Source organism: Lactobacillus sp. UMNPBX19, assembly GCF_002553805.1.
Classification (GTDB): domain Bacteria; phylum Bacillota; class Bacilli; order Lactobacillales; family Lactobacillaceae; genus Lactobacillus.
Map to the genome: position 1 here is coordinate 1 of NZ_PCYR01000035.1, position 12,338 is coordinate 12,338.

12 protein-coding genes are annotated in these 12,338 nt (G+C 33.1%); 5 read left to right on the top strand and 7 right to left on the bottom strand.

The annotated features are described in order from the left end of the window. Positions 1 to 207 precede the first annotated feature (207 nt). Positions 208 to 543 (top strand): hypothetical protein, encoded by a 336-nt coding sequence (locus CP370_RS08145; protein ID WP_087712492.1) that lies wholly within the window; start codon positions 208 to 210, stop codon positions 541 to 543. A 115-nt stretch (positions 544 to 658) separates the two neighbouring features. On the opposite strand, the gene dcm is transcribed toward CP370_RS08145, so the two are convergent. After that, on the bottom strand, positions 659 to 2,653 hold the full coding sequence (gene dcm, locus CP370_RS08150) for a DNA (cytosine-5-)-methyltransferase (protein WP_087712491.1): 1,995 nt from the start codon (positions 2,651 to 2,653) through the stop codon (positions 659 to 661). 94 nt (positions 2,654 to 2,747) lie between these two features. Between dcm and CP370_RS08155 the strand changes: the two genes are divergently transcribed. Next, positions 2,748 to 3,932, top strand: a complete 1,185-nt coding sequence (locus tag CP370_RS08155) for a hypothetical protein (protein WP_087712490.1) — start codon at positions 2,748 to 2,750, stop codon at positions 3,930 to 3,932. Between the two features lie 682 nt (positions 3,933 to 4,614). On the opposite strand, the gene CP370_RS08160 is transcribed toward CP370_RS08155, so the two are convergent. The 6 genes from CP370_RS08160 to CP370_RS08195 all read right to left on the bottom strand — a co-directional run bounded on the left by CP370_RS08160 (position 4,615) and on the right by CP370_RS08195 (position 8,713). Then, positions 4,615 to 5,361: a LysM domain-containing protein gene (locus tag CP370_RS08160; protein ID WP_087712489.1), complete on the bottom strand. Its 747-nt coding sequence runs from the start codon at positions 5,359 to 5,361 to the stop codon at positions 4,615 to 4,617. Beyond that, complete coding sequence (locus CP370_RS08165) at positions 5,358 to 6,374, bottom strand: replication initiation factor domain-containing protein (protein ID WP_158227043.1); 1,017 nt, start codon at positions 6,372 to 6,374, stop codon at positions 5,358 to 5,360. Before CP370_RS08165 ends, CP370_RS08160 begins: the two co-directional genes overlap by 4 nt. A 226-nt stretch (positions 6,375 to 6,600) precedes the next feature. Beyond that, entirely contained in the window at positions 6,601 to 6,942 is a 342-nt protein-coding gene (locus CP370_RS08170) for a single-stranded DNA-binding protein (protein ID WP_087712488.1), read from the bottom strand. An 18-nt stretch (positions 6,943 to 6,960) separates the two neighbouring features. After that, positions 6,961 to 7,878, bottom strand: coding sequence for a site-specific integrase (locus tag CP370_RS08175; RefSeq protein WP_087712487.1), 918 nt, complete (start codon positions 7,876 to 7,878; stop codon positions 6,961 to 6,963). 362 nt (positions 7,879 to 8,240) lie between these two features. Continuing rightward, positions 8,241 to 8,474, bottom strand: a complete 234-nt coding sequence (locus CP370_RS08190) for a DUF2922 domain-containing protein (protein WP_087712486.1) — start codon at positions 8,472 to 8,474, stop codon at positions 8,241 to 8,243. A 20-nt stretch (positions 8,475 to 8,494) separates the two neighbouring features. Continuing rightward, positions 8,495 to 8,713, bottom strand: coding sequence for a hypothetical protein (locus CP370_RS08195; protein WP_087712485.1), 219 nt, complete (start codon positions 8,711 to 8,713; stop codon positions 8,495 to 8,497). A gap of 1,384 nt (positions 8,714 to 10,097) precedes the next feature. Here CP370_RS08195 and CP370_RS08200 point away from each other — a divergent pair. The 3 genes from CP370_RS08200 to CP370_RS08210 are packed head-to-tail and all read left to right on the top strand — an operon-like array spanning position 10,098 to position 12,314. Further along, the gene (locus tag CP370_RS08200) at positions 10,098 to 10,988 is read left to right on the top strand and encodes a ParA family protein (protein ID WP_004899011.1); all 891 of its coding nucleotides are present in this window, start codon (positions 10,098 to 10,100) and stop codon (positions 10,986 to 10,988) included. Further along, positions 10,981 to 11,358, top strand: coding sequence for a DUF5388 domain-containing protein (locus CP370_RS08205; RefSeq protein WP_087712484.1), 378 nt, complete (start codon positions 10,981 to 10,983; stop codon positions 11,356 to 11,358). Before CP370_RS08200 ends, CP370_RS08205 begins: the two co-directional genes overlap by 8 nt. 29 nt (positions 11,359 to 11,387) lie before the next feature. Next, positions 11,388 to 12,314, top strand: a complete 927-nt coding sequence (locus CP370_RS08210) for a P-loop NTPase fold protein (protein ID WP_087712483.1) — start codon at positions 11,388 to 11,390, stop codon at positions 12,312 to 12,314. Positions 12,315 to 12,338: the final 24 nt, after the last annotated feature.

Consider the following 12,338-nt stretch of genomic DNA (forward strand, 5'->3'; position numbering starts at 1 on the left):
GTCCAGATGGACTTTTTATTTTTCTAAAGTGTTCAATTTGATTTTACAATCGGCGTAAAACATTTTTCTCTTAGTCTACGTCAAATAAATCATTTCTATTTAAAAACTAATTCTGCTACTTACAATTTAATTAATAGTACTCTTCACCATGGCTTTTCATATTCTAATCACGGCAAATTTATTATATATACATTTATTTTGCCTTTAATGTGTGCCTTAAATCAATATGATTTTGAAGCGTATAATAATTTTATTGATGGACATGCATTAAATAATACATTAGAAATATTAGCCAAAAGTTCTTCATTTACTACTTATTATAAAAATTTACTTGGTTCAGAATCACAAAAGAATTTAAATATGTTAAATGAGGTTAATAAAATTTACAACTTTATATTTAATAATTCAAGTAATACTTCTACACTTGTTATTTCCGAAGAAGCAAGCATAGAATGGCCAACAGGATACAAAGATACGTTAATTAAGTCCTGTGCTTTATTAAGCCCTACTGTTAAATATGAAGATAAAATAAATAATGATTAATGATTTTATAAGTTTTAAATCAATAAAAAATACCGTTAAATACAGGTTGTTAAGACCAGATTTAACGGTATTTTGTTTTAATCAAAAGTATAAATTCGATTAAAAATTTAAAATCTTATTTATAAAATTTTACTTCAATAAGTAACTCCATATTTTTATTTTTGTTGTCCTTACCACTTACTTGATAATTATGCTTTTTTTTATGCAAAGTGACGTCGCCATAGTACGAACATAAATTTAATACATCTTCATATGAAGGTTTTATCCTTGAATTAATACTTAAAAATAAGTATTTTGACTTGATTGAAGATAATTCAATCAAATGCTCTAGTTCTTTAAGAAACGTAGAGCTTTGTGTTAAATCATCAAATTTTATGTGTTCGTTGAATACTTTATCATATTTCCCATAAAATCCATCATAATTATTCATTGTTCCTGGATACGGGGGATCCATATAAATTACATCAACTGAATCAATAGAATTTAAAGCCGATACTGCATCTAAATGAAGAGCAATATTATTTTCTCCATTATCAAAAATCGCTTTATTATATGATTCAAGCTCAGCTAACATATGATGCGCGAAAGTTTGATTATGATATGCACGGCGTCTTTTATACTTTCGATAAGAATAATCTTCATCTCTTAATTTTTTTATATTTTTCCAATCTAAATTCATCCTTGAGTATGGTAATTTGCGAATCATCGCTCTTCTTAAGAGAGATAAATAAAGATATCGTTGATATCCTTCAAGAGAATAAGAATATTTTACCAATTTGGCTAATTCTTCCATTTCATTTGAAAAATATAAATTATCTGCAAGCCAATTAACCTTATTTAGATCAGTAGTATCTACAGGCACTGTAAGAGCATGTTTTACTACCTCTTCATCTAATATAGTATTTTTATTTTCTATTAATCCTTTTGACAGAGCAAATGAAGAAAAAAGTGCATCATTAGATATAACTTTATATCCTCGTTTCTTTAATTCATAAGAAATAGAATTACCCCCAGCAAAAAGATCTAAAACTGATTTAGTTTTATCGGGCATACTATCTGCAATCCATGTTGATAATTTTTCCTTATTTCCTATGTAATTAACTTTAGGATATTTATGATTTGAAATTATGGTTAAAGCTTGTTTTACAGAGTTAGCCATTGCTTTAGCCAGAAGAGGAGGAACAGCATTACCAATTTGCTGTTGAATGGATATACTATTTCCTTGAAAAATAAAATTATCAGGGAATGTTTGTATACGTGCTAGTTCTCGTGGAGTTAATGCACGGTTCTGATTATAATGAAATACTTTACGCATATCTCCTGTGATTGTTACTGAAGGTTTATTCCGATCATATCTAATATATTTGCGAGCATCACCAGATTTAGGTCTAATGCTTTCCGGAATATCTTGTTTACTGCCTCCTTCTTTAACATATGCCATTTTATCAAGCATTTGCTGTGTATGTTTCATAGCAAAATGATTTGGAACATCTGATCTTTCCCCATTTCCAAGTTTTGGCAAATCGTCAATAGCATCCTTTACCGTTTTTAAGTCAAATGATGGGGTAGGATACCCAAAATCCATATTATCAGAAACTCCCACAACAAATATTCTACGTCTATTCTGGGGAACACTATAGTAGACTGAATTTAAAACTTTATATTGTACATGATACCCAATTTTCTCGAATTCATTACATACTTCTTCAATAGTTTTCCCATGATTATGTGTTGCCATTCTAGCAACATTCTCCATGACAAACATTCTGGGTTTTACAATATCAACAACCCGAACAAATTCTCTAAATAAATGGTTTCTTGGATCATCTACGAATTTTCTACCAATATTTCCAGCCATACTGAAGCCTTGACATGGGGGACCTCCAATTATTACATCTACATCACTATCTCCTTTTAAATTTTTTATTTGTGCTGCTGTTATATTTTTTATATCATCAACAATAAGGTGATTATTTGGGAAATTATACTTATACGTCTCTGAAATTTCTTTATTAAATTCAACAGAGAATATATTCTTGAAACCGGCTCTTTCAAAACCTAGACCAAGGCCGCCAGCTCCAGAAAATAAGTCTATATAATTTAAGCTCATTTAAATTCTCCTTTAGATAATAGACTAACATAATGGAGCTAAAATGTCACCATCTCATATAATTACTTATAATCTTAAATTGGAGGGTATAGATTTGGTACATAAGAAAGTAATTAAAGATCAAAAATATGAAGATTACTGGAAGTTAACCTTAGGAACATCAGACTTTTATGGGAATCAATTTATTAGAACACTAGAAATAATTATTAATCATATTGATCAATATGATTTAGGAAATAAAACTGAAGATGAATTAGTAATTCGTTCGAAAACAGGAAAAAATAATCGATTAAATCAAAACGTTACTCACTCTAAAGATTTAGAGAATAAAATAAAAGAAATTTACCAAAATGATGATTCTAGTGGTGCTACAACAAGAAAGCAAATAAATCAATACATTAAATTAGGTTTTATTAAACCCTATTTTCAAGGCTACGTACCAGCAGCCAAAGAATACATAAAGCCTGGGCAAGATAAAGAAAAATTAAAACGGTTATTTTCTGATACCGTTTATACATATGCAAGTTTCAATTCTTCTCAAACAAATAAAGATCAATTTAATCAGATAAAATTTTTAGTCCAAACAATTTTGAATCGTAATAGTAAGAAATTGAATGCCTTAGAACTCATTGGTTTAATTAATGATTACCGAATACTTACCCAAACATACGCGAAAGAAAAAGATATTGAAAATGACACTCGGTGGGCAAAATCTATTTCTTTTGAGGCTAGAAAATACAATCAAATTAGATATTTATGGAATATCTTAAGTAAGATGGCGCTATTTGAGGTAAGAGGTAGAAAAATGGATGAACGGGAAGTAATACTAGCTGAAAATGCTAATGAATTATTTCCGGAACCTGGTAGTACTAAGAGAGACTCATATAGATTTGGGTTGATGAAAAAAGCTGTCTACGAGGAAAGTATTAAGACTTACGGTAAAAAAATATGCTGGTTTACTAAAAAGGAAACCATGGGACTTGTCGTTTCTCATTTATATGCCTCTGCAGATGCTCTTAGAAACTACGATACCGATGCAGCATATGATCCCGAAAATGCATTACTACTAGCACCAGGTAATCCAGATCAATATGTAGATAAATATAAAATGACATTTGACTCAAACGGACAACCAATTTTTGCAAAAGATGCTGATCCTAATTTTATTAATGAAGCAAAAATAAATGGATATCATATTGATAAAAAAATTATGACCAGTGAAAGACATAAATATATGCAAAAACATAATGCTAAATTTAAAATAAGAAATAATAGTTAATATATAACGAGTCTGAAACTCGCAAAACATTAGAGTAATGCTATAGGAAAATTGAAAAATATTATAACTGTTATGACTTTTTATTTTTACCCATCTAATGTAATTAATACCTAAAACATATTACTATCAGAAAAAATTTTTGCATCATTATTGGTCTAATTGTGAAATTTACTGAAAAGCAAAAAAGAGAATCCTGTTAAATCAGAATTCTCTTTTTCTATACGGACAATTTTTCACATAGTTTTAAAACAGTAATTTTCAGCCCTTGCTAAAAGCGGGTTTCAGCTTCTGCCGATAATATGCATTATGTAAAATTAAATTGGTCTACTAACCTATCTTAATATAAACCTCTTAGTTTTTTGACATTACTACTTAGGCATGATAAATTTCTATTTCATCTTCTTTTTAGAATTAAATAACATTTTTACGAACCCCCAGAGGTGCACGGAGAGAGCGCAGGGGCTACGGCTTAGATGATACGGAAGACGGCGCAAGCCGGCTGAAGCATCTAAGGCTAGACCCGAGCGACCGGAGTGCACCTCTGGGGGTTTTTAATTACATTAATAAAAAAAGAGAGGGTCCCTACGGGCGCAACTGTCTCTCAAGTGCTCTCCAGACGCTTACGCGTCTTCCGTTTAGCACTTTTCGAGCCAGAAGCTTCCTTCGGGACCCTCTCTTTTTTTTAAAACAACCTTATATGCTGACCAGGCACTACCAGATCTTCATACTTGGCATCATTGATATCAAGCAGTTTCGGTAACCATACACCGTACCGAGTGGCAATTGTCACCCAAGTATCACCTTCTTGAGCTACATACTCAGTATCTAGCGTAAGCTGATTACTCTGTCCTGTATAAAATCCATAGTAGTCATAGCCTAGCAGCTGGATTTCATCTTCAAAATACTCTGTATAAATCCATGTTCCAGCCCGATCTACACCAGCATTTAGTTTATCGGGGTTAATAAACGTTAAATTAAAATAATCTGGAATATCCTCAAGATTTATTACACCTTCATCAAGATCATCTTTGCTAATAGCGACATCTAGATCATCTTTATTGACGAAATAAGAAATGTATCCTAGCAGCTCATGAAGGTTTTTAGCCTGATTCTTTACGTTACCATCAGGATGGCACATAATCATAGTTTTTGATCCAAAATTATATCCTAGATACTTATACACTGAAAAGAAGTGTCTTGCATCATGGAAAGGACTTTTAAGGTCGGTAGATAAGGCTGCGTGTACTCGCATATCTAAGCGTCTAGCAATATCAGTATGAATTTCTGCTATTTCTGAATAACTAGGATATCCTGATCGTGATAAAGTAACTATTACATCATTAACCCCAACTTTTTTTAGTTTTTCGTAATACTCAACCGATCTCGGTGTCATACTATCAACTATTGCTATTTGGGAATATTTAGTCATACTACACTTCCTTTATACATACTAATTGCGTCTAAATGTTTCTGTGTGAGCCTTGTTGATCCTTTTAGGATGATTTTTCGTAGCCAGCCCATGTCACCCTCTTGAGCCTTCATAATCGCTGCTATCGTTGGTGAAATTTGCTTATCTACCCAAGCTGTCATGTCTTCGATTGATTTTGGTTCTTTTTGGATTGTGAGCTGCAGTTCTTCTACATTTGAAAGTAGTCGATCCCACCATTTTGCAGACGGCCATCTAGATTTATTTTGATCAGTTGATGGTATAAGAAATCTTAAATAGCGTCTCAATGTCCCTCTCAGCACATGGCCCAGTGGTTTCTCGCCTTTTACTAAATATTCAACTACTTTTTTGGCTCGATCTTTACGATATACCAGCTCAAGTCTAGTCCATTTTTTTGGAATTTCAGTTTCTTGCTCTGAATTTGCTTTTCTCTCTAACGTCTTATCATAAATTCTGCAAAATAAATCAGAAGCTTGAGACCCAAAATACATGGTCCTTCCAAGAAATTCTCCTGTAGAAGACTGGCGTGAATTTACTTCGTCCCATTTTGACCATCTAGAGGTAAAATGACCTCTAATTGCTGATTTATGGATTTTATCATAGTTAATGATTTTAGATTCATAATCATCAATTGCTAAGTCTACTCTCGAAAAATTTACTTTTTCTTGTGCTGAGAGAAACCTTAAGAGTGTCTGTAAGCTATTATTCACGGAGTACTGTTTGCAACCTTGTCCCGTAATCATCACATGGACACCAGTTTCTTTTCTCACTTGTATATCTTCGTTAATTTCGTTACCAACGGCAGTAAACATTACATACACATGTCCTGTTTTCCATTTGAGCTGATTCTGATATCCAAAACGGCCTTTTTCAAGTAGTGAAAAGTCTGAAAAAGGAAGATTCAAAATACGATCGATCACATCTTTTAGTGAAGTATCCATTACTGTAAACTCCAACCAATCAATAATCACTTCTAATCCTTGATATAAAGCCATTTATAAAACCTATTTCTAATTATATTTGTATTTATTACCCCCCTATTAGTAACAGGGGGTAATACAAGATTTATAAAAAATGGGGCAAGCCCCAAACCCCAATCACTCGCCGTTAGGCAGGGGAAAACTTCGTTTTTCCACTGCTAGGAAAGTTTGGGAGCAAGAAAAGCTGTCAATTCCTTATCCTCGGGCATGCCCTCCGGTACCATTGACAGCCTAAAAAGCCCTAAAATGGGGCTTCAGTTGATGCTTGAGCATATCTAGGATCATGCAAAAAGTTTGCAGCATGTGCTACTACAGTATGATGATATCGAGTTTGTTGAGTCTGTTGGTCAGTAGATTGACTTACTTGAAGACGACCCTGTACTAGAATCTGACGCCCCTTAGTGCAGTATTGCTCCATTGCGGAAGCTAACTTACCGAATGCCACACATCTGATGAAGTCAGCTTCATTTTTGTCACTTTTTCTTGGAACTGCGACTGTAAACCAAGCATAAGTATGGCCTGCGGTACTTTTCTTTAATTCTGGTGCCTGCGCTAGTCTGCCAAGTAACTTAATATCATTCATTCTTTTATTTCTCCATTTCTAAATTGTAGGTGTAACCTCTGAAAGGTCAGTAATTGCAGATTGTGCGTAATGTGCGGTCATTGAAAGGCTTTTATGTCCTAAAAGATATTGGATTGTCGGCAACGGTACTCCTTTTTCAGTTAGAAAAGCCGCATAAGTGTGCCTAAGGAGGTGACAGTGGAATTTAATTCCTGTTTTTTTAGAAAAATCGGTAGCATACCATTGTAAAGTCCGTCTAGAAATTCGGAAAAGAGGACGATTATCGATCGTACATTCTTCTCTATACTTCCAAACTATCTGAGCAGCTTCTTTATCTGTTATAGGTATAGTTCGATCACTACCCCATTTAGCATCATGAATGTCTATATAAACTGCTCCTCCACGAAGAGAAACATCTACTGGACGAAGATGAGCAGCTTCTCCAACTCTGCATCCAGTGCCAATCATCAAATAGAAAGCAGCCCGAATATTTGGCTGCAGTCCATTGATATGATGTTTAAATTGCTTAAAATTATTATCTGTGAGTCGTCTTATTCTCTTCGTATTAGTAATTTTTGGATAGTGTTCGTCAGTCACAATAACCTCTGGTAAAAGTCCTTCTTTGACCATCCATTTATTTATTACGCAGAAAGTACTTATTTTGTTTTTAATTGTTTGATTTTTTTGACCTTTTTTGAAAAGATATCGTGAAAATGCTGATATATCAGCGCTTGTAAGGTCTTGATACTTTAAATTATTTTCTTTTAAAAATTCCCCGAACTCAGTTAGTCGAAATCTATACTCTTCAATCGTTCCTGGAGCTCTTCCCTCTAGACGCTTATCCTCCAGAAACTTTTCCATTAAATTTTCAAATTGCATAAATACATACATTTGTCGTATATCTACGAGGTCAATTGTGAGGTGGTCTAATTGCTTCAGATAACTGTACGACAGCATTAGTGAGCCCATCTAACTTGGACTCTATTCGCATTATAAGCAAAATCGCAATTGCCACTCCTCCAGCTTGATCTAATATTAACTTTATTAACTCCAACTTTTACCTCCTACTCTATTTTTGAATAATCTCTCCCATATTCTGAGCGCAGGTCTTGCACAAATCTAAAGACCCCACAAGCATTGATGATGCTTCTGCACTTCTTACATCCATCCTATAGTGGCAATCCTTGACTCTACTGCATAAGCCGCACTTCTTATATACCGGGCGAGAATATCCAACTAAAGATAGAAACTCTCCCATGTATCTCTATTTCCTCCAAGAAATAAAAAAGTAAGGGAAAAACCCTTACCCTTTAATTAAATTATTCAGCTTCATTATCAAAAATTTCATCTGCTTGAGTTGTGTAGTATTTAGCACTATCAACAGAATCGTATAAAACTACTTCATCTTTAGTAAAAGCTTTAGTAGCAGCAATCTTAGTCATAGATTCTTGAACTACTTCTTTACTTAGGCCTTCCTTAGGATCTGCAATAGTAATCATTTTTGACTTTTCTTTAGCATTCTTAAAGACTAACTTCAAAACTTTTTTTGCCATTTAAAATTCCCCTCTCTTTATTAATCAGCATCATCAATTCCACGTTCTACTTTAGTTAAGTAGAATGCAGCAATAGTACCATTAATCAATGGCTTCACACTATCAACAATTTGTCCAATTTGTTCATTAGTCGCATTCTTATCTAAGTTAGTCAAAGTTAAAGATTTTAACTTTTCAGAACCTTCCTTCATGTAATCAATGCGAAGTTTACTTGAGTTAAAAACAGTTTGTACTGCCATTTCCTATTCCTCCAATTCTTCTAAAAATTAAAAAATCAAAGAGAAAGCAAAAATTGCACAAAAAAAGCAATGATGCTTTCTCATCACTCAAAAATCGCGCGATGTCATCATTGCTTAGTTATCTTTCATATGTAAATTAAATGTATTTCTTTCTTGATGCAGATAAAAGTATATCCAAATTAGAAAAGAAATACAATAAAAATTTGAAAAATCTCAGTAGAAAAAATACATTGGGAGGGAGCCAGAGAGAAAGCAGAGTCTTTCCCTGTTTGCACAGAAGAAAAAACTACTTAACTCGAATTACATCGGTCGGTCACCGTCGGTCAATTGGTCCATAAAGCCTTTAGACGTTGTTTCAAGCGTCTGATTATCTTTTTCCACGCATCAACGTACCCTACGTGTCTCTCTTTCAAGATTTGATAATCTCCCTATTACGCTACCTGAGTTCTTATAGCCGCTTACTAGGAAATTTCAGTGCTTTCTGCACTGTCTGCCTACAGACGTACCATAAGACGAGGTTAAGCCACTGCGATACTTGCTCAAGGTATCGACTTACAACTCACCAGTTTTTACCATAGCTATTGCTTTAGGTTTCAAGTTTTCCTTGTCCGGGCTTCTGGCTCTTACCCGATGACCTTCCCTAGCATATATATAGACAGATACACTAAGGACGTTGCCTTTTGTTCTAGGCTGCGGCAAGCACAGCCTTTTTTCAAGCCATTGATATCGGTTTTGCTATCACCGCATAAATCAGCATATAGGATGCCGCTAGACAACATAATGCTTGACTTGAAATTCTATCCTACCATGGTATGATAGATATCAAAGATGATTTTATGGCACTTTTTTGTTGCCCAGAACCCTTGAGAGGTACGCCAATACCGATCAAGGGCTTTTTTTATGTCCATATTCAGTTTTATTGCTATTAGTATCACTCATTTTTTGGATAAAAACAAGCCCTAATTCTAAGCTTTATACAGTCAATTGTTTGCGATATTAATTTGTTGTAGTAAATAAATATATTACTACAATATATAATATACGACAGTAATTAATTTACTACATTCATAAACCTTGATAAATCAAGGTTTATTTTTTTATTTAGCTTATTTGTTGTAGTAATTTATTTATTTACCACAATATATATTTGTGGTAAATTATTTATATTTTACTGAAAAAAATTTTTTCAAACCATCAAAAATAATTTGCATCTATTTTAATATATAACCTACTATTTGTATTTATTGTAGTAAACAAATACAAATAGTAAATATATAACTGACTACAATATATAATCTACTATTTGCCTATATCTTTTAATAATTTGTTGTAGTAAACTAATTACAAAGTTATAAATATAGTATTAATAGAAAGTGTACAGATTATGGCTACAACCTTACTGTTTGGAAACATGAAAGGCGGCGTGGGCAAGACTACGAACAGCGTCATGGTTGCTTATCAACTTGCAAAGATGGGTTACAAGACTCTTGTATGTGACCTTGATCCACAAGCAAATGCCACTCAACTTTTACGTCGTACCTATGGCTTACAGCATGATGGGAAAGACCTTAAAATTGATAAAACTATGATGGTCGCTTTAAGCGAACAAGATATTAAGTCTGCGATTGTTAATATCATGGATAATCTCGATTTACTCCCTTCAAGTGAAGACTTCAAGAGCTACCCTGATTTTCTTGAGATTACTTTTATGCCTGATAAAGAAAAGATTGCAGAAAATCCAAGTTCCTTACAATCTGAAATGTCTGCAGTTAAGGAACAACGTATCTCATATTTTGCAAAACAATTAGAAAAGGTAAAAGACGACTACGACGTAGTTGTAATTGATGTTCCTCCTACTCTATCTGTCTTCACTGATTCAGCCATCTATGCAACAGATGAGGTTGTAATCGTCTTACAGACACAACAACGCTCTCTTGATGGTGCTGAGACCTTCTTTGAGTACTTACAACAAATGTATAACTCATATAGTGATGTTGATTTTGACATTCTGGGTGTACTTCCCGTGCTGCTTAAGACAAGATCCGGATTAGATGATCAAATCCTAGAAGATGCCAAAGAAGACTTTGGTGAAGATGCTCTATTTGAACAAATTATTCATCATATGGAACGCTTAAAGAGATACGACAGAACTGGTATTGCAGACCATGAGTTAACTAAGGCTGATATTCATGATAGAAAAATCCATTATATCTATTCTGAGCTAACTAAAGAGATTGTAGAACGTTTGAAAAGTAAGGATATGCTAAATGGCTAAATTTGAATTTAAAAAAGATACAAAAAAAGAGGCTAAGAAACCTCGCCCTGTAAAAAAGACAGAGATTTCAAAACCTCAAGAAATTTATGACCCAATGAAAACTACTCAAAAAGTAGAGAAGGATCTAGAAACAAAAGTTGAAAAACGTCGTGTTGGTCGCCCTAAAACTGGTCGTAAATCATACCAGACTGTTCGTTTGCAAAAGTCTACAGTAATTAAGATCAATGCACTTGAGAATGCTTTGGGCATTACAACGCAAGATGAAACTGTAGATCAAGCTATTGATAGAGTAATTAATAATTTAACCACTGATGAAAAGCGTGGCTATGATTTGTGGCTTGAGATGTTTAAGAAGAAGGATAGTAAGTAGACGTTAATTTATAAAATAAAGGAAAATAAATGAAAAAATATGACATTTTCCCAACAGAAGATAATTTAAAAATATCAATTGATAAGGACATTACAGGCAGAAATAAAGATATATTTTATTTATTAAAACTGCTTAATTTACAAGATGGTTCTTGGTCAATAGCAATAGATGGGGCATGGGGAACGGGTAAAACCTTTTTTGTTAAACAGTGTCAATATATGCTGGAGAATTTACCTAATCACCAAAAGTTAGTGCAAAAATTAGGCGTTGATCAAGATGTGAATATAATTAATCAAAAAAATTTTAGAACGATTTACTATGATGCATGGGAACATGATCAAAATTCAGATCCTATTGAGTCAATCTTAACTTGCATTGCTCAGTCAAATTGGAAATCAAATGTTAAAGAGACAGTTATTAAAGCTATTGATATAGGAGTAAATATTTTAGCTGCTACTACACCTATAGGTGGAGGTATTAAAGAGCTAAAGAATAATTTATTAAAAAATCAGAATAGTAATAGTCTAAAGCAATTAAAAAAAGAATTTAACGAAACACTATCCGAATTAGCTCCTGAAAACGGACAACTAATAATATTTGTTGATGAGCTAGATAGATGTAAACCAACATATGCTGTAAAAGTATTAGAACGTATTAAGCATTATTTTAACAATCCAAATGTAACTTTTATCTTTTCAGTTGACATAAGTCAGTTACAAAATACTATTAGACGTTACTATGGGAATCAATTTAATGGATACCATTATTTAGATAGATTCTTTGACATAGTTATAAAATTACCTGAGCCGGATCTCACCAAATACTTGGACAATACGGAAAATATTCTAGAAATAGATACTCTTTTTGATGGAAGAAAAAATAATTATTATCACAATTTTTGTATTGAATTAATAAAACATTTTTCCGTAAATTGCAATAATAAATTGAACACTTAAGCTGCTTGATAGATATGATCCAAT

Coding starts and splice junctions, on each gene's coding strand:
- CP370_RS08145 (WP_087712492.1), top strand. CDS start 208: ATGTGTGCCTTAAATCAATATGATTTTGAAGCGTATAATAATTTTATT.
- dcm (WP_087712491.1), bottom strand. CDS start 2,653: ATGAGCTTAAATTATATAGACTTATTTTCTGGAGCTGGCGGCCTTGGT.
- CP370_RS08160 (WP_087712489.1), bottom strand. CDS start 5,361: ATGACTAAATATTCCCAAATAGCAATAGTTGATAGTATGACACCGAGA.
- CP370_RS08165 (WP_158227043.1), bottom strand. CDS start 6,374: ATGGCTTTATATCAAGGATTAGAAGTGATTATTGATTGGTTGGAGTTT.
- CP370_RS08170 (WP_087712488.1), bottom strand. CDS start 6,942: ATGAATGATATTAAGTTACTTGGCAGACTAGCGCAGGCACCAGAATTA.
- CP370_RS08175 (WP_087712487.1), bottom strand. CDS start 7,878: ATGCTGTCGTACAGTTATCTGAAGCAATTAGACCACCTCACAATTGAC.
- CP370_RS08190 (WP_087712486.1), bottom strand. CDS start 8,474: ATGGCAAAAAAAGTTTTGAAGTTAGTCTTTAAGAATGCTAAAGAAAAG.
- CP370_RS08195 (WP_087712485.1), bottom strand. CDS start 8,713: ATGGCAGTACAAACTGTTTTTAACTCAAGTAAACTTCGCATTGATTAC.
- CP370_RS08200 (WP_004899011.1), top strand. CDS start 10,098: ATGGCTACAACCTTACTGTTTGGAAACATGAAAGGCGGCGTGGGCAAG.
- CP370_RS08205 (WP_087712484.1), top strand. CDS start 10,981: ATGGCTAAATTTGAATTTAAAAAAGATACAAAAAAAGAGGCTAAGAAA.
- CP370_RS08210 (WP_087712483.1), top strand. CDS start 11,388: ATGAAAAAATATGACATTTTCCCAACAGAAGATAATTTAAAAATATCA.